At 66.3% G+C, this 16,281-nt stretch carries 15 protein-coding genes; 4 read left to right on the forward strand and 11 right to left on the reverse strand.

Annotation, left to right across the window (positions count from 1 at the left end):
• Window positions 1-63: 63 nt before the first annotated feature.
• Complete coding sequence (locus tag H292_RS0102765) at window positions 64-705, forward strand: hypothetical protein (protein WP_020110344.1); 642 nt, start codon at window positions 64-66, stop codon at window positions 703-705.
• Complete coding sequence (locus tag H292_RS0102770; protein ID WP_027498572.1) at window positions 702-2,063, forward strand: alpha/beta-hydrolase family protein; 1,362 nt, start codon at window positions 702-704, stop codon at window positions 2,061-2,063. The genes H292_RS0102765 and H292_RS0102770 overlap by 4 nt, the downstream gene beginning before the upstream one ends.
• 2 nt (window positions 2,064-2,065) lie before the next feature.
• On the opposite strand, the gene H292_RS0102775 is transcribed toward H292_RS0102770, so the two are convergent.
• The 3 genes from H292_RS0102775 to gatC are packed head-to-tail and all read right to left on the reverse strand — an operon-like array spanning window position 2,066 to window position 4,901.
• A complete protein-coding gene (locus H292_RS0102775; RefSeq protein ID WP_020110346.1) occupies window positions 2,066-3,127 on the reverse strand; it encodes an alpha/beta hydrolase in 1,062 nt (353 codons plus the stop codon).
• 5 nt (window positions 3,128-3,132) lie between these two features.
• Window positions 3,133-4,605 (reverse strand): Asp-tRNA(Asn)/Glu-tRNA(Gln) amidotransferase subunit GatA, encoded by a 1,473-nt coding sequence (gene gatA / locus H292_RS0102780; RefSeq protein WP_020110347.1) that lies wholly within the window; start codon window positions 4,603-4,605, stop codon window positions 3,133-3,135.
• The gene (gene gatC, locus H292_RS0102785) at window positions 4,602-4,901 is read right to left on the reverse strand and encodes an Asp-tRNA(Asn)/Glu-tRNA(Gln) amidotransferase subunit GatC (protein WP_026347656.1); all 300 of its coding nucleotides are present in this window, start codon (window positions 4,899-4,901) and stop codon (window positions 4,602-4,604) included. The genes gatA and gatC overlap by 4 nt, the downstream gene beginning before the upstream one ends.
• Window positions 4,902-5,203: 302 nt before the next feature.
• On the opposite strand from gatC, the gene H292_RS0102790 reads away from it, so the two are divergent.
• The gene (locus H292_RS0102790) at window positions 5,204-5,854 is read left to right on the forward strand and encodes an amino acid-binding protein (protein ID WP_019664328.1); all 651 of its coding nucleotides are present in this window, start codon (window positions 5,204-5,206) and stop codon (window positions 5,852-5,854) included.
• Window position 5,855: 1 nt separating this feature from the next.
• Here the strand turns inward: H292_RS0102790 and ligA are convergent, their stop codons facing one another.
• From ligA to H292_RS0102830, 8 genes are all read right to left on the reverse strand, one after another.
• Window positions 5,856-8,042, reverse strand: coding sequence for an NAD-dependent DNA ligase LigA (gene ligA, locus H292_RS0102795; RefSeq protein ID WP_020110348.1), 2,187 nt, complete (start codon window positions 8,040-8,042; stop codon window positions 5,856-5,858).
• Between the two features lie 40 nt (window positions 8,043-8,082).
• Entirely contained in the window at window positions 8,083-9,102 is a 1,020-nt protein-coding gene (locus H292_RS0102800; RefSeq protein ID WP_020110349.1) for a methionine synthase, read from the reverse strand.
• Window positions 9,099-10,190, reverse strand: coding sequence for a tRNA 2-thiouridine(34) synthase MnmA (gene mnmA / locus H292_RS0102805; RefSeq protein WP_019664331.1), 1,092 nt, complete (start codon window positions 10,188-10,190; stop codon window positions 9,099-9,101). Before mnmA ends, H292_RS0102800 begins: the two co-directional genes overlap by 4 nt.
• Window positions 10,190-11,428, reverse strand: coding sequence for a cysteine desulfurase family protein (locus H292_RS0102810; protein WP_027498573.1), 1,239 nt, complete (start codon window positions 11,426-11,428; stop codon window positions 10,190-10,192). The genes mnmA and H292_RS0102810 overlap by 1 nt, the downstream gene beginning before the upstream one ends.
• Before the next feature lie 121 nt (window positions 11,429-11,549).
• Window positions 11,550-12,491: a lysophospholipid acyltransferase family protein gene (locus H292_RS0102815; protein WP_020110351.1), complete on the reverse strand. Its 942-nt coding sequence runs from the start codon at window positions 12,489-12,491 to the stop codon at window positions 11,550-11,552.
• Window positions 12,488-13,330 (reverse strand): GNAT family N-acetyltransferase, encoded by an 843-nt coding sequence (locus H292_RS0102820; RefSeq protein WP_027498574.1) that lies wholly within the window; start codon window positions 13,328-13,330, stop codon window positions 12,488-12,490. The genes H292_RS0102815 and H292_RS0102820 overlap by 4 nt, the downstream gene beginning before the upstream one ends.
• 135 nt (window positions 13,331-13,465) lie before the next feature.
• Window positions 13,466-14,422 carry an electron transfer flavoprotein subunit alpha/FixB family protein gene (locus H292_RS0102825; RefSeq protein ID WP_019664335.1) on the reverse strand — a complete coding sequence of 319 codons (957 nt, stop codon included), beginning with the start codon at window positions 14,420-14,422 and terminating at the stop codon, window positions 13,466-13,468.
• A gap of 45 nt (window positions 14,423-14,467) precedes the next feature.
• On the reverse strand, window positions 14,468-15,268 hold the full coding sequence (locus H292_RS0102830) for an electron transfer flavoprotein subunit beta/FixA family protein (protein WP_019664336.1): 801 nt from the start codon (window positions 15,266-15,268) through the stop codon (window positions 14,468-14,470).
• Window positions 15,269-15,489: 221 nt separating this feature from the next.
• Here H292_RS0102830 and H292_RS0102835 point away from each other — a divergent pair, with 221 nt between their 5' ends.
• Window positions 15,490-16,281 carry a class I SAM-dependent methyltransferase gene (locus tag H292_RS0102835; protein ID WP_019664337.1) on the forward strand — a complete coding sequence of 264 codons (792 nt, stop codon included), beginning with the start codon at window positions 15,490-15,492 and terminating at the stop codon, window positions 16,279-16,281.

The following is a 16,281-nucleotide window of genomic DNA, read 5'->3' on the forward strand; positions in this document are numbered from 1 at the left end:
CACGTCGAAACGGCACTTCGGGGCGATTACCGATTCGGTGTTCGATTCCTAGCGTTCGTAGCCATGACAGCGAGAGCGAAGTACGTCGTCGGCACCGTGGTGGTCGGAACCATGCTGGGCATCGGAGTCGGCACGGCGATGCCGGTCGCCGACGCAGACATCTCGGCACCTCGCAGGACCGCGGCGACCGTCGCCATCGAGGCCCTGGTCGACGACGACGCAACGGCCGCCATCGGTGCGATACCGATCGGGTTCGAGAACGAGTACTACCGCCCCACGCTCGAGGACGGGAGGGCAGTGGCACCGGACGGGGACTGCTCGTCGCCCGTCCCACTACCCACAGACTTCGAATCCGCCTGCAAAGCACACGATCTGGGGTACGACCTGCTGCGGTTCGGCGCGGCGCACGGCGCGCCTGCATCCCCCGACGCCCGTACACGCCTCGACGCCGCGTTGAGCACGTCGATGGACGACGCCTGCGACGGCAGACTCGGAACCTGGTCCCGCGCGAGCTGTTTCGTGATGAGCGATATCGCAAGCACTGCAGTCGACTTCAACTCCTGGCGCCAGAACTACCGATCGCCGGCGCCGGAGCCCGCCCTGCCTTTCCTGATCACCGGTGGCGTCCTGACGACGGCCGCCGCCGCCGCGACGACCGTCGCCGGTGCCGTTCTGCGCCGTCTTAGCCCGGAGGTACTCGCATGACGTTCGTACTTACGCCCACGACAACGACCCCGCCGGCACCGACGAACCTGCATGCTGTTCCCGCGGTTCCTCGGGTGAGCACGTCGCTGCTTCTTGCACTGTCCGTCGCGGCATCCCTGTCGCCGTCGTTGCTGCCCCGAGCGTCTCTGGTCCAGGCGGTGGTGACCGGCTTGTTCGCCGCGGCAGCATTGGTCGTCTCCGCGGTAGCGCACCGGATCACGTCCCGGGTGCACCGGACCTGTCCGCGACCGCGAGCTCGCCGCGTAGCCCTCGGCCTGGCACTGCTCACCGTCGGTGCGGTCGGGATCGCCGACGCGCAGTGGCAGAACGGAGTGCGCGAGTCCTGGGGAGTCCCTCGTGTGGGTCCGATGTACTGGATCGAAGTCGTCTGCGGTTCGGTCTCGGTCTGTGCTCTTCTGGTCGTCATCGGAATCGGCTCGGCCCGCGGAGCGGGCAAACTCGGGGCGATGCGACTGCTGGCAACGACAGCCGTCGCGGCCGTTGCGGTATCGGTCTTCGGATTCGACTGGGCACGTGAGTCTTTCGCTCAGCGATATGCGCAGGCGGACCTCGTATCGAGCACAGTTCAGGAGCACGCGGTCGACCCCGTCGGTGGTGTCTCGGTCGGGGTGCAGGGTCAGCGGTTCCTCGCGGGAGGCGAGGGCAGCACGGCCGTGCGCACGTACGTCGGGCTGCGTGCCGCTCCGACGTACGGCGAACGCGCAGAATTGGCTGCGGACGAACTGGAGCGGTCCGGCGGTCTGGCCAAGGCGCACGTCGTGATCGCCGTGCCCACCGGATCGGGATGGGTCGACGAGAACGCGGTCCGGGGGTTCGACGAACGATTCGGTGGTGACGTCGCGACAGTCGCTCTGCAGTACTCGGACCAACCGAGCTGGGCGACGTTCCTGTTCGCGGAGGACGCTGCGATCGAATCCACCCGAGCCCTGCGTGTGGCCGTGGAAGCGAAGCTGGCTGCGCTCGACGAGGACCGCAGACCGAAGCTGCACATCTACGGCCAGAGCCTCGGCTCGGTGGCAGGGAGCGCTGCGCTGCAGCCGGATTCGTCGGCGGTCTGCAGCACACTGTGGGCCGGTCCCCCGGCGAACAAGGTGGATACCGGACAAGGCGTCGTTCTGGCGAACACATCCGATCCGGTGGTGTGGTGGTCGAGCGAGCTGATCTTCTCACCACCGGATCTGACGAAGGCACGAGTCGACGCACCGGTGCCACAGTGGATTCCGTTGGTCTCCTTTGCACAGACGTCGGTGGATCTGCTCTTCGCGCTCGATGCGCCTGCGGGCCACGGCCATCGGTACGGGGAGGATCAGGGAACAGGCCTTCTCGATTGTGGGTAGATCTACAGTCCCATTCGGGTCCCGAGCCAGTCCATTTCACGTTCCAGGGCCGGTGCCCACACATCCATGGAATGGCCGCCGGGAAGTTCGGAATACTGGACGGACAGCCCGTCCGCGGCCGCAGCGGCGAACAGTTCGCGAGTCTGAGGCTCGAACTCCGTGTCCTCGGAGCCGACGACGAACGCGCCGGAGGAGTTCGGAAACGTCTTCTCGCGCAGCAGAGTCAGCGGAGTCCACTGGTCGAAACGTCGAGTCGACTCGGCGCTACCGTCTCCGAACGCAGCGGTGATCGAGTCCTCGCGCGTGCCTCGGCGGGGTTCGTCCTCACCGGAGATGTCCAGAAACGTCGGGTAGATCCCCGGGGCGGTCAGAGCCGTTTGCACGGCGCAGGTGCCGCCGTAGGAGTAACCGCCGATTGCCCACGCGCTCGGATCCGTGTCCACCCGCATCGTGTGCCGGATCCATGCGGGCACGTCCACCGACAGATACGTGGAGACGTTGCCCAGATGCGAGTCCATGCACATCGGGTTGGGAGTGGGCTCGCCCCATTCGTCGACGGAGCCCATGGGGTCGGACTCGCCCAGCGCGTCGGCCACCACCACGACGGGCGCATGGCCGTCGTGGGACGCTGCGTAGGTATCCATCGTGTCGGCCAGGTGTCCGCCGTCGATCCAGTCGACGACATGACCCGGTTGGCCGGTCAGCAGGACGAGCACCGGCGGAGCCGCGTCGCCGGGAGTTCCGTAGAACGGAGGGGTGTAGATCGCAGCCGGACGTGCATGAAACCCGGAGGTCTCACCCGGAATCACCGCGCCCGTCACGGTGCCCCTGGGCGGATGCCCGAGTGCTGCCGCGAGCGTGGGCGTATGCCAGATCTGAGTGTTCAGCGCAGCGAGTACGCCGCAGACGAGTGCTGCGGACAGCGGGATCAGCATCACACGTCGCCGCAACAGAATCCACCCCAGCGTGCACACCAGCGCCAGGACCAGAGCAGGCAGGATCACGGTGTCGATTCGAAGGTGCACGACGCCCAGGGCGGCGTCGTGCACCGAACGAATCGTCACGTGAGTCAGCGCAGCGCGCCGCGCGCAGTCTCGTAGGCCGCGCCGATGCGGTACAGCCTGTCGTCGGCGAACGCCGGTGCCATGATCTGCAAACCGACGGGCAGTCCGTCCTCGGAGGCAAGACCCGACGGCACCGACATCGCACAGTGGCCGGCGAGGTTCGTCGGCAACGTGCAGAGGTCGTTGAGGTACATGGCAATCGGGTCGTCGACCTTGTCCCCCAGAGGGAACGCCGTCGTCGGAGTGGTCGGCGACACCAGCACGTCGACCTTCTCGTACGCGTTGTCGAAATCGCGAGCGATCAGAGTCCGCACCTTCAGCGCCTGACCGTAGTACTCGTCGTAGTACCCGGCGGACAGCGCGTAGGTGCCGATCATGATGCGGCGCTTCACTTCCGCGCCGAACCCTTCTGCGCGCGTGATCGCCATGACCTGCTCGGCACTGTGCTTACCGTCGTCGCCCGCACGAGCTCCGTAGCGCATGCCGTCGAACCGGGCGAGGTTGGAGGACACCTCCGAAGGGAGGATCAGGTAGTACGCCGCGAGCGCGTGAACGAAGTTGGGGCACGAGACCTCGACGACCTCCGCACCGAGCGACGTCAACGTCGCCACGGCGGCATCGAACGAGGAGATGACCCCGCTCTGATAGCTGTCGGAGTGCAGTTCCTTGACCACACCCACACGCACACCCTTCAGGTCGCCGCCCGCTCCTTCGCGTGCGGCGGCCACCACGGACGCCACCGAGGTGTCGACGGACGTCGAATCCCGGGGGTCGTGACCGGCGATGACCTCGTGCAGAAGCGCGGTGTCCAACACCGTGCGCCCGCAGGGCCCGCCCTGGTCGAGCGACGACGCACACGCGATCAGGCCGTACCTGGACACCGTGCCGTAGGTGGGCTTGGTGCCGACGGTGCCCGTCAACGCTGCAGGCTGGCGAATGGATCCACCGGTGTCGGTTCCGATCGCCAGCGGAGCCTGATGCGACGCCAGCGCGGCAGCACTGCCGCCGCCGGATCCACCGGGAATGCGTGTGGTGTCCCACGGGTTCTTGGTCGGACCGTAGGCGGAGTTCTCCGTGGACGAACCCATCGCGAACTCGTCCATGTTCGTCTTGCCGAGCAGCGGAATTCCCGCCGACCGAAGTTTCGAGGTGACCGCCGCGTCGTACGGGGAGATCCAGCCCTCGAGCATCTTCGACGCACACGTCGTCGGCATGTCCGTGGTGGTGAACACGTCCTTCAGCGCCAGCGGCACACCGGCAAGTGCCGACGCCGGGGCCTCTCCCGCACCGATGGCCTCGTCGACCTCCTTGGCGGCAACCAATGCGGCGGCGCCCGACACGTGCAGGAACGCGTGGATGTCCCCGTCGACCTTGTCGATGCGGTCCAGATGAGCCTGAGTGACCTCGACGGCCGATACCTCGCGCGCGTGAATCTTCGACGCCAGGTCGGACGCGTCGAGCGTGGTCAGGTCGGTCATTCGCTCTCTCCCAGAATCTGCGGCACTGCGAATCGATCTTCTTCGGCGTTGGGAGCCTCGGCCAGAGCCTGCTCGGGCGTCAGGCCTGGGACGATCACGTCCGGGCGCGTGACATTGGTGATCGCACTCGGATTGGCCGTCGGCGTCACATCGTCCGCAGCCACCTCGGCCACTGCCTTCACATGGTGAAGAATCGAATCCAGCTGGCCGGCGAACTCGTCCAACTCGGCTTCGCTGAGCGCAAGCCGAGACAGCCGGGCGAGGTGAGCCACCTCGTCGCGGGAGATATCAGGCACCGCGTAGACCCCTTTCACACATATGACGACGCACCGCGAAAAACACGCGGCCGCCGTCAACCTTATCGGGGCCCTCGTCGCTGCCTCCACTCCCGGTTGGCTGGGTCATTCCTGCAGGCTCCACTCCCGGTTGGCTGGGTCATTCCTGCAGGCTCCACTCCCGGCTAACTCGGTCCCACCCAGATGTCGCGAAGGTCACGGCCGGTGCGGCAGTTGCGCCCCGAGAGGCCGACAGTGCGAGGATGGCTCGCGGTGTTTCACCCACGAAGTTCTGTCATCTCTCGTAAGCGAAAGGGCGCGACATGTCCTACCTGCTCCGCGTTCAGCTCCCCGACCGACCGGGCAGCCTCGGCTCGCTCGCCGTCGCGCTGGGTTCTGTCGGTGCGGACATTCTGTCGCTCGACGTCATCGAACGCGGCGACGGTTACGCCGTCGACGACCTCGTCGTGGACGTACCGCCCGGCGCCCTGCCCGACACGCTGATCACCGCCGCCGAGAATCTGACCGACGTTCGGGTCGACTCCATCCGGCCGTACACCGGTGTGCTCGACACCCATCGTGAACTGGAGTTGATCGACCGGGTGGCCGCGGCGACCGACGACAGGCTGCAGGTGCTGGTCGATGGAGCACCGCGGGTACTGCGGGTCGGCTGGAGCGTCGTGGTAGCGACAGGTCCGCACGGGGCCTACCGCGTCGTGGGCAGCTCGGGTGCACCGGAGACACACGCAACAGACATGCCGTGGATGCCGTTGGCACACCCGGCTTCCCTCGACGGTGACGCCGAGTGGGTGCCGCAGGTATGGCGCGACATGGACACGAAGATCGCCGCGGCGCCGCTCGGCGCCTCCGGGACGGTCTTGATGCTCGGGCGCCCGGGAGGACCGGACTTCCGTCCCTCCGAGGTCGCGCGGCTCGGCTACCTCGCAGGTATCGTCGCCACCGTTCTCGGCTGAGCTACGCGTCCTCCCCCGCGTCGTCCGCGGCATCGTCAGCTTCCGCCTCGGCATCAGGATCCGGCTCCCGCACTGCATCGGGGCCTTCGGTGAGAAGTACGGTGAATCCGGCCTCGTCCAGCACCGGTACGCCGAGCTCGACGGCCTTGTCGTGCTTGCTGCCCGGCGACTCGCCGACGACGACGAATGCGGTCTTCTTCGAGACCGAACTCGCGGCTTTGCCTCCGCGCACCAGAATGGCTTCCTTCGCCTGATCACGGGAGTAGTTCTCCAGCGATCCGGTGACGACGATCGACATGCCCTCCAGGTTTCGGACGATGGACTCGTCGCGCTCGTCCTCCATCCGCACACCCGCCGCACGCCATTTCTCGACGATCGTGCGGTGCCACGGCACTCTGAACCACTCGGATACGGCCGTGGCGATGGTCCCGCCGACTCCGTCGACAGCAGCGAGTTCCTCGTGCGACGCGTTCTCGATGCGCTCGAGACTGCCGAACTCGCCGGCGAGCGCGCGGCCCGCGGACGGTCCGACGTGGCGGATGGACAGGCTCACCAGCACGCGCCACAGAGGGCGGTCCTTCGCCTTGTCCAGGTTGGCCAACAATCGTTTTCCGTTGGCGGACAACGCCCCGGCCTTGGTGCGGAAGATGCCGGTCTCGAGCAGGTCGTCCTCGGTCAGCGAGAAGATATCGCCCTCGTTCTCGATCACCCCGGCTTTCAGGAGGTCGGTCGCGGCCTCGTAGCCGAGCCCTTCGATGTCGAACCTGCCTCGTTCTGCAACGAAGAACATACGTTCACGGAGTTGCCCCGGGCAGAACTCGGAGTTGGGGCACCGAAGGTCGGCGTCTCCCTCCTTCGCCGGTGCAAGCGTGGTTCCGCACTCGGGACACTCGGTCGGCATGACGAACTCGGTCTCGTCGCCGGTGCGGGCGTCGACGACAGGCCCGAGAACCTCCGGAATGACCTCGCCTGCCTTTCGAATGGTCACGGTGTCCCCGATCAGGACACCCTTGCGTTTGACCTCGGAGCCGTTGTGCAGCGTTGCCAGGGAAACGGTGGAACCGGCCACCAACACGGGCTCCATGTAGGCGAACGGGGTGACGCGTCCGGTGCGGCCGACACTCACCCGGATGTCGAGAAGCTTGGTGGTCACTTCCTCCGGCGGGTACTTGTAGGCGATTGCCCAGCGCGGCGCGCGCGAGGTGGTCCCGAGCCGACGATGCAGACTCATCTCGTCGACCTTGACGACGAGGCCGTCGATCTCGTGCTCGACGTCGTGCCGGTGTGTGTCCCAGTAGGCCACCTTCTCCACGACGGCATCGATTCCCTCCACACGCGTCGTGTGGGACGACACCGGAAGCCCCCATGCCTTCAGCGCCTCGTAGGCATGCATCTGAGTGTCCGGAGCGAACCCCTCCATGCGGCCGAAGCCGTGGCAGATCATGCCGAGTCTGCGTTTGGACGTGACCGCCGGGTTCTTCTGACGCAGCGAACCTGCCGCCGAGTTACGTGGGTTCGCGAAGGGCGGTTTGCCTTCCTCCACGAGCGAGGCGTTGAGTGCCTGGAAATCCTCCAGCCGGAAGAACACCTCGCCGCGCACCTCGAGGAGGGTCGGAATCGGGTGATCTTCGCTGGCAGTCAGTGTCTCCGGAATGTCGGAGATGGTGCGGGCGTTCAGCGTCACGTCCTCGCCGGTTCTACCGTCACCGCGAGTGGCACCGCGGACGAGCTTTCCGTTCTCGTAGACCAAGTTCAGTGCCACGCCGTCGATCTTTACCTCGCACAGGTAGTGCAGGCCTGCGGAGCGATCACCCACTTCGGTCTCGACACGCTTGGCCCATGCCCGCAGTTCGTCGTGATCGAAGACGTTGTCCAGACTCAGCATTCGCTCGAGGTGGTCGACCGCGGTGAACTCCGTCGCGAACCCGCCACCGACCAACTGGGTCGGCGAATCCGCCACGCGCAATTCGGGATGGCGCTCCTCGAGCTCGGTCAGCTCACGCAGCAACGCGTCGAACTCACCGTCCGAAACGATCGGCGAATCCCGGACGTAGTAGCGAAACTGATGACCCCGTACGTCCTCGGCAAGCTGCTGCCACCGCTCCTTGTCCTCACTGGAGGCCGGAGTGCCCGTCGCCCGATCGTCGGCGTTCTCGGTCGCGGCAGTCGGTGCAGTCGATTCGTCCACACTCGAACATTAACGGACCCCACCGACACTCGAGACGCTGCTAGAGCGAGTCGGGTGCGTCCTGAAAGGCGTCCGCGACATTGCCCGCCAGTTCGAGCGCCTGCCTGGCCCACTCCGGCGTCGCCCCGGCCAACCCACACGCGGGAGTGACCGACACCTGAGTCGACAGAACGGACCGCGGAAATCCGAGCCGGTCGACGAGTGTCACCGCGGGTGCCGCGACCTCACGCCACGTCGGCACTTTCTCCGGCCGCACCGCAGGCACGAGGCCGAGCATGATCGTCTTGCCCGCCTGAAGAAACTCTCCGATGCCGTCGAGGTCACGTGCGCCGAGCTGCGCCACGTCGAGTGCAGCGGCCTCCGCGGCGCTTCGGCGCAGCAGGTCCAACGGCACGTCCGCACCGCAACAATGCACGGCGGTAGGCACTCCGACCCCGCGCAGCACGGAGTCGATCAGATCCAACGCCTCGGGCTCCGGTACGGCCCGCACCGGATCGAGTCTGGTCACCCCCGACAGCGAACCAGCAAGAACTGCAGGCAAACTCGGCTCGTCGAGTTGCACCACGACATCGACACCCAGCCGTGACCGAAGCTCGGCGCACTGCTGCCGCAAGCCCTCGGTCAACGAACCCGCGAAGTCGCGAACCGCGCCCCGGTCGGTCAACACTCGGTGCGCACTGCGCAGCTCGACCTGGGCCGCCATCGTGAACGGACCTGCAGCCTGCACCTTCAACACGTGATGGGTCGCGGCGAAGCCACCCGTCTCCCAGAGTTCTTCGAGAACGTCGAGATCCTCGTGCAACAGATCTTCGGCGCGGCGACCCGTCAGAGACTTGCGCTGCGACACGCGGTAACCCGACGTGCGCACGTCGAATTCGATGTCCACCATCAACGCGCCTGTCCTGCCGATGGTGTCCGCACCGAGTCCACGAGCCGGTAGCTCGACGATGTGCGGCAGTGCAGGCAGCTCACCGAGAACGATCGAGGACGCCTCTCGAACGTCGGTGCCGGGCCACGACCCGATGCCCGTCGCCAGCGCCCCGAAGACGCTGGCGCTCACTCGCTCTCGGAACGAGTGCCGGCAATGGTGGAACTGCCGATGACGATGTCGCCCTGGACGTCGCGGCGATACAACACAGCCGCTTGTCCCTTCGCCACTCCGGTCAGTGCACTGCGAAGCTGAATGTCCACTCCACCGTCGGCGGTTGCTTCCGCAACTGCTTCGGTGAGCCCACCGTGCGCGCGAACCTGCACGACACATTCGATCGGCCCCGTGGGTGCGACACCATCCGTCCAGATCGCACGGTCGCCGGTGATTCCCCACACGTCGAGGCGAGTAGCGGACCCGACGATGACGTTGCCGCTGTCCGGCTCGATAGCGGTGACGTACCGAGGCTTTCCATCCGCGGCAGGCCCGGACACGCCGAGCCCCTTGCGTTGACCGATCGTGAAGCCGTGCACACCCTCGTGGTCCGCCAGTTCCGCCCCCGTGTCCGCGTCGACGACCTTGCCGGGACGGATACCGATCTTCGCGCCGAGGAACGCACGCGTGTCACCCGACGGGATGAAGCAGATGTCGTGACTGTCCGGCTTGTCCGCCACCGCGAGTCCGCGTGCCGCGGCTTCCTCGCGGATCTCGGACTTGGGGGTGTCCCCGATGGGGAACATCGCCCGGGAAAGCTGATTGTGCGTCAGAACCGCCAACACGTAGGACTGGTCCTTGTCGGCGTCGACGGCACGGCGCAACACGCCGTCGTGCAGCTGGGCGTAGTGCCCCGTGGCCACGGCGTCGAATCCGAGGGCGAGCGCACGGTCGGCGAGCGCGGAGAACTTGATCTTCTCGTTGCACCGCAGGCACGGATTGGGCGTCTCGCCCGCAGCGTACGACTCGACGAAGTCGTCGATGACGTCTTCCTTGAATCGGTCGGCGAAGTCCCACACGTAGAACGGGATCCCCAGCACGTCCGCGGCTCGGCGCGCATCCCCGGCGTCTTCCTTGGAGCAGCAACCGCGGGAACCGGTGCGCAAGGTCCCGGGCTCGGTCGACAGTGCGAGATGGACGCCGACGACGTCATGGCCCTCGTCGACTGCGCGGGCAGCCGCCACTGCCGAATCCACTCCGCCGCTCATTGCAGCCAGTACACGCATCAGCGCTGTCCTCCCCGAGCTCCTACGCTCGCCAATCCCGCTGCGCGGGCTCGTTCGATTACTTGCGGCAACGCTGCCAGCAGTGCGTCCACGTCGTTGTCGGTCGATTCCGGTCCGAGCGAGAAACGCAGCGATCCACGGGCGATCGACGGATCCGCGCCCATCGCGATCAACACGTGACTGGCGCTGGCCACACCGGCGGTGCAGGCGGACCCCGTCGAACATTCTATGCCCGCCGCATCCAGCAGCATCAGCAGGGAATCTCCCTCGCAGCCGGGGAAGGTGAAGTGGGCGATACCCGGTAGCCGTCGATCGTCGATCGGGCCGTTGACGATCACCTCCGGATCGATCGCACGCACGCCCCTGACCATCTTCTCGCGCAACCGCTCCGCATTCGCATGACGGGTGTCGAGGTGGGCGACGGTGTCCTCGAGCGCCGCGGCCATCGCGACGACCGACGCGGTGTCGTGCGTACCGGATCGGACGTCACGCTCGTGGCCGCCTCCGTGCAACAGCGGGACACACGCCGTCGTGCGTCCCAGCAGCAGGGCACCGACGCCCTGAGGTCCGCCGAACTTGTGCGCAGCGACACTCATGGCGGACAGGCCGCTGGCGCCGAAATCGACGCGCAGGTGCGGGATGGCCTGAATCGCGTCGCTGTGCATCGGCACGTCGTACTCCCGAGCGATCGCGGACAGCTCGGCAATCGGCATGATCGTGCCGACTTCGTTGTTCGCCCACATGATGGTCACCAACGCAGTCCGATCCGCCCCGACGGCCAGCTCCGCACGGAGGGTGTCCGGGTGGACTCGGCCCCGAGAATCGACCTCGAGCCAGGTGACCTCTGCGCCCTCGTGGTCAGCGAGCCACTCGACTGCGTCGAGGACCGCATGATGCTCGACCGCGCTGGCGATGATTCTGGTCTTCGACGGATCCGCATCACGGCGAGCCGCGAAGATCCCCTTCACCGCAAGGTTGTCGCTCTCCGTTCCCCCTGAGGTGAAGATCACCTCGGACGGGCGCGCTCCGAGGTGTTCGGCGATCGACTCCCTCGACTCCTCGACCCTCCGGCGGGCGGCCCTGCCGGATCCGTGCAGCGAGGACGCATTCCCGACGGTGGCGAACACTGCCGTCATCGCTTCGATGGAGGCGCGGGACATGGGCGTCGTTGCAGCATGATCGAGGTACACGGGTGCACTCGCGCGGGGGGCAGCAGCCGAACTGCGGGCAGAAGGCATAACGCTTCAAGGATAGCCGGTGATCACCGGTGCCCCTCGCACCCGTGACACCCGCCCACCCGTCACACCTGCCCCCGTCCCACCTGCCCAGCCACGACACCCGTCCAGCCGAGGTTCCTGCTCAGCGGTGCACCGGTCGCTGCGGGGCTCGGACGACGTCGAGGGTGACGACATCGTGCACGGTCGGGTCGAGCCGATCACCGGATCGCGCCGCCGCCTCGCAACGCCTCGCGAGATCCCGACGGTCGGAGCCCGGCGCCTCGGGAGCGGTCAGTTCCACGCGCGCGACGATTCCTTTCAGCCGCAGGATTCGGCCGATCGACTGACCGATGGTCTCGTCGCCGACGAAGCACGTCGCCGTCGTACGAGCAGAATTTCCGTCTACGTACGCGAGCCGGACCGGCTGCACCCAGGTCTCGGTGTCGATCGCGGCCTGGAACATCGCAGGCCGGAACGAGCCGTACGCCTGTCCGCACCAGGTCGTCGCTTCCGGGAACACCACAACCGTTCCACCGCCGCGCAGTCTGTCCGCAACCTGGTCGACGGTCCCCGGGAGCGCACGTAGTTTCTGCCGGTTAATGGGAAGCACCTTCATTGCCCTGGCCAACAGGCCCAGTACCGGCCACTCGATCAGGTCGCCGCGGGCGACGAACGTCGCCGGTCGCAGTGCCGTCAGGACCAGTACGTCCGTCCAGGAAATGTGTCCGGCCACGACGAGCGCGCCGTGTTCGGTACGGGAGCGTTCCCGATCCGACCGCGGGTCGTGGACGCAGAGCCCGATACCGACGGCGAACAGCAACATCCGCGCACCGAATCGAGTGACGCGCCTGCGCAGTCGGGGTGAGACCACACCGACGGCGATCAGTACCGGAAGTAGCGCGACCGCGAACAGCGCGACCAGAATGCGCAGTGCGACCACCACCGAACCCACGGTTGCGCTCCCGCGCGCGATGCAGCCGTCTCCGCACGGGCTGGACGGCATCCACGCATGATCCACCACCTGTTCCGTCACGGCCGATTCGGCTGCGCGGCCGGACGAGTCGACGATGTTCGATGCGGTCATCCCTGTCCCCTCGTCTCGTAGGTGTTGGCCGCGCTTCTCAACCGGTCCAGGTACCGAGTGTTGGCATCGCTCAGCCCGAGCAGTGCGACGAAATCCGCGACACCGAAGTCGGGGTCGTGCGACGGTTCTCCGCACACCACCGCGTTCAGTCGCAGGTATCCGCGAAGCAGCGGAGGGATCGATGTGCGAGCAGGGGCCACGATCTCGTCGAGACCGCGGCCGTCGACCACGACGGGGTTACGTGGGATCACGCGGCGGTCGGGTGCCGATCCATGCTTGTCCAGCAGGAAGTCGCGGACGCCCCGGACGTTCGCCCCCGGAACGTCGTCGGCGGACGCCTGCATGGGTACCGATACGCATCCCATGACCCATTCGAGGCCGGTCACTTCGAGGTAGTGCAGGATTCCAGCCCACATGAGTCCGAGGACGGAGCCGGATCGATGCTCGGGCCGCACGACGGCGCGTCCCATCTCGACTACCGAGGATGCGGACGGATTCAGGGCTGTGAGATCGAATTCCGTTGCGGTGTAGTAACCCCCGGCTGCGATGGCGGCGTCGGGAGTGAGCATGCGGTAGCAACCGACGAAGTCGTCGGTTGTGTTGTCGCGGACGAGAAGATGGTCGCAGAATTCGTCGAAGCGGTCGGCGTCGCGGCCGCTGGGATCTCGGGGGATGTCGTATCCGGGTTCGGACGCGAACACGTCGTAGCGGAGTTTCTGAGCGGCGTCGCGATGATCTCGGTCGGTGGACAGGACGAGCGAATAGCGGTCGGCAGCTCGGCCCTTCGTGGCCGACTCGGGCACGGACGATGCACGCGAGTTCATGACTGAAGTGGTCATGCAAGTTGTCTAACGAGCCGCGGCCACGTCAGCGCATCAGGTGGGTAACGTGTCCGAACACGTTGCGTGAACGACAGAAACGCCCCCACCCCCCCGAAACGGGGAGGCGGGGGCGTGTCGTCTGTCCGGGCGATATCAGCCCTTGTGCTTCTTCACCGCTTCGGTGAGCTGAGGTGCGACGTTGAACAGGTCGCCCACGATGCCGTAGTCGGCGATCTCGAAGATGGGTGCTTCTTCGTCCTTGTTGACTGCGACGATGGTCTTCGAGGTCTGCATTCCGGCGCGGTGCTGGATGGCGCCGGAGATGCCGAGTGCGATGTAGAGCTGCGGGGAGACCGTCTTACCGGTCTGACCCACCTGGAACTGACCCGGGTAGTAACCGGAATCCACCGCTGCACGCGACGCACCGACCGCTGCGCCGAGCGAATCGGCCAGGTCCTCGACGACGTTGAACTTGTCCGCACTGCCGACGCCACGGCCACCGGACACGACGACGGTCGCTTCGGTGAGTTCCGGGCGGTCGCCACCGACGATCGGGTCACGCGAGGTGACCTTGACGACGCCGTCTTCCTGTGCCGGTACCTCGACTGTTTCGCGGCTACCCGCGCCTGCCTTCGGCTCGGCTTCCACGGCACCCGGACGCAACGAGATGACGGGGACGTCTCCGTTGGCCTTCGCCTCGACGGTGAACGCGCCACCGAAGATCGAGTAGGTGGCACTGCCGTCGCCGTTCACGGCGATGACGTCGTTGTGCAGACCGGAGCCCAGGCGCGCCGCGAGGCGTCCCGCGACTTCCTTGCCTTCGATGCTGGCTGCGGTGATGATCGCGGCGGGCGAGACGGACTCGGCGAGTGCCGAGAGTACGTCGACCTTGGGGGTGATGATGAAGCCGTCGATGTCGTCGGACTCTGCGGCGTAGATCTTCTCCGCGCCTGCCTCGGTCAATGCGTCGGCCAGCTTGTCGGTGGTACCGGCGGGACCGGTGACGACTGCCGACGGCTCGCCGAGTGCACGGGCCGCGGTGATCAGCTCGGTGCTGACCTTCTTGAGGGTTCCCTCGACGTGCTCCACGAGCACGAGTACTTCTGCCATGACTTGCTCTCCTTAAGTGGTCTGCGCGGCGTTACGTCGGCGGGATCAGATGATCTTCTGGCCTACGAGGTAGGTGGCGATCTTGTCGCCGCCGTCGCCCTCGTCGGTGACCCGCTCGCCTGCAGTCTTGGGAGGCTTGGGGGTGGACGACGTGACGGTCGTTCCTGCGTTCTCCACGCCGACGATGCCGTCTTCGACGCCGATCTCGGCGAGCGTGATGGTCTGCACCGTCTTCTTCTTCGCGGCCATGATGCCCTTGAAGGACGGGAAGCGCGGCTCGTTGATCTTCTCGGTGACGCTGACGATGGCCGGCAGTGCTGCCTCGAGGCCGAAGATGCCCTCGTCCGTCTCGCGCTCGCCCGACACGGTGCCGTCGGCGACGGTCAGCTTGCGGAGCTGGGTGAGAGCGGGAATCTGGAGGTACTCGGCGATGATCGCCGGTACAGCGCCCGTACGGCCGTCGGTGGCCTCGTTACCCGCGATGATCAGATCGGCGGGCTCGTCGTTCTCGAACGCGACGTTTCCGAGCGCAGCTGCAAGCGCGTACGCAGTCTGGATGGCGTCGGACCCGTGGAGCGACGGGTCGTTGAGGTGCACGGCGCTGTCGGCACCCATGGACAGAGCCTTGCGGATGGCATCGGTGGCGCGGTCGGGGCCTGCGGACAGCACCTTCACCTCGCCGCCCTGTGATTCCTTGATGAGCAGGGCTTCTTCGACGGCGCGCTCGTTGATCTCGTCGAGAACGGCGTCGGCTGCCTCGCGGTCGAGCGTGTAGTCACCGTCGGTGAGTTTGCGCTCGGACCACGTGTCGGGAACCTGCTTGATCAAAACAACGATGTTCGTCATGGGTCTGCGTCGACCTCCTGGTCATGTTCCGCTGATTCGTAGGGTGAATCGGGTCGTGCCTTATGGGTTCTTGCTGTTCTAGGCCCTGCCGTAGATTACCCCATGTTTAGTTACTGGTGGGTAACTTACCGCATTTCCGATCCGACAATACATCCGCCCCCTCCTGATCGGACGCCACTGCCGATGGTTCTTCTCCGTACCTAGGCACTACCCTCTCGTCGGTGAGCGAATCATCGACAGCCAACGCGGACGCACCGCTCCCCCTCACCGGCGAGCGCACGGTTCCTGGCATCGCGGAGGAGAACTACTGGTTCCGCCGACACGAGGTCGTGTACGAGCACCTGCTGGGGCGGTGCCGGCACCGCGTCGTCCTCGAGGCGGGATCGGGAGAAGGGTACGGCGCCAACATGATCGACGCCGTTGCCGAGTCGGTCACCGGCGTGGACTACGACGCAGGCGCCGCCGCTCACGTGCACGATCGGTATCGCGGAGTCCGCATGCTCCGCGGCAATCTGGCGCAGCTGCCCCTTCGCGACGACTCGGTGGACGTGGTCGTCAACTTCCAGGTGATCGAGCATCTGTGGGATCAGGGGCAGTTCCTCGACGAGTGCTTCCGGGTCCTCCGCCCGGGTGGAGAGTTGCTCGTCAGTACACCGAATCGCATCACGTTCTCCCCGGGGCGAGACACTCCGTTGAATCCGTTCCACACGCGCGAGCTGAACGCCGACGAGTTGTCGGAGCTGCTGGAACAGGCCGGTTTCACCGTCGACGTGATGACCGGTGTTCATCACGGGTCCACGCTGCGCGATCTCGACTCCAAACACGGAGGGTCGTTCATCGACGCTCAGATCGAGCGCGCACTCGCCGGGGAGCCCTGGCCGGCAGCCCTCTCGGCCGATGTCGCATCGATCACCACGGCAGATTTCGACATCCACCCGACGGACATGGACGGGAGCCTCGACCTGGTCGCCGTCGCGATCAAGCCTCACGGCGGAGCTGCGGTGAGCGGGTGA

Source organism: Rhodococcus sp. 114MFTsu3.1 (genome assembly GCF_000383555.1).
Lineage (GTDB): Bacteria > Actinomycetota > Actinomycetes > Mycobacteriales > Mycobacteriaceae > Rhodococcoides > Rhodococcoides fascians_E.

Bases quoted from the DNA above. Each gene is read 5' to 3' on its own strand.
- H292_RS0102810 (WP_027498573.1), bottom strand. From the start codon at position 11,428: ATGCCTTCTGCCCGCAGTTCGGCTGCTGCCCCCCGCGCGAGTGCACCC.
- H292_RS0102790 (WP_019664328.1), top strand. From the start codon at position 5,204: ATGTCCTACCTGCTCCGCGTTCAGCTCCCCGACCGACCGGGCAGCCTC.
- H292_RS0102815 (WP_020110351.1), bottom strand. From the start codon at position 12,491: ATGACCGCATCGAACATCGTCGACTCGTCCGGCCGCGCAGCCGAATCG.
- mnmA (WP_019664331.1), bottom strand. From the start codon at position 10,190: ATGCGTGTACTGGCTGCAATGAGCGGCGGAGTGGATTCGGCAGTGGCG.
- H292_RS0102820 (WP_027498574.1), bottom strand. From the start codon at position 13,330: ATGACCACTTCAGTCATGAACTCGCGTGCATCGTCCGTGCCCGAGTCG.
- H292_RS0102830 (WP_019664336.1), bottom strand. From the start codon at position 15,268: ATGACGAACATCGTTGTTTTGATCAAGCAGGTTCCCGACACGTGGTCC.
- gatA (WP_020110347.1), bottom strand. From the start codon at position 4,605: ATGACCGACCTGACCACGCTCGACGCGTCCGACCTGGCGTCGAAGATT.
- H292_RS0102770 (WP_027498572.1), top strand. From the start codon at position 702: ATGACGTTCGTACTTACGCCCACGACAACGACCCCGCCGGCACCGACG.
- H292_RS0102765 (WP_020110344.1), top strand. From the start codon at position 64: ATGACAGCGAGAGCGAAGTACGTCGTCGGCACCGTGGTGGTCGGAACC.
- H292_RS0102825 (WP_019664335.1), bottom strand. From the start codon at position 14,422: ATGGCAGAAGTACTCGTGCTCGTGGAGCACGTCGAGGGAACCCTCAAG.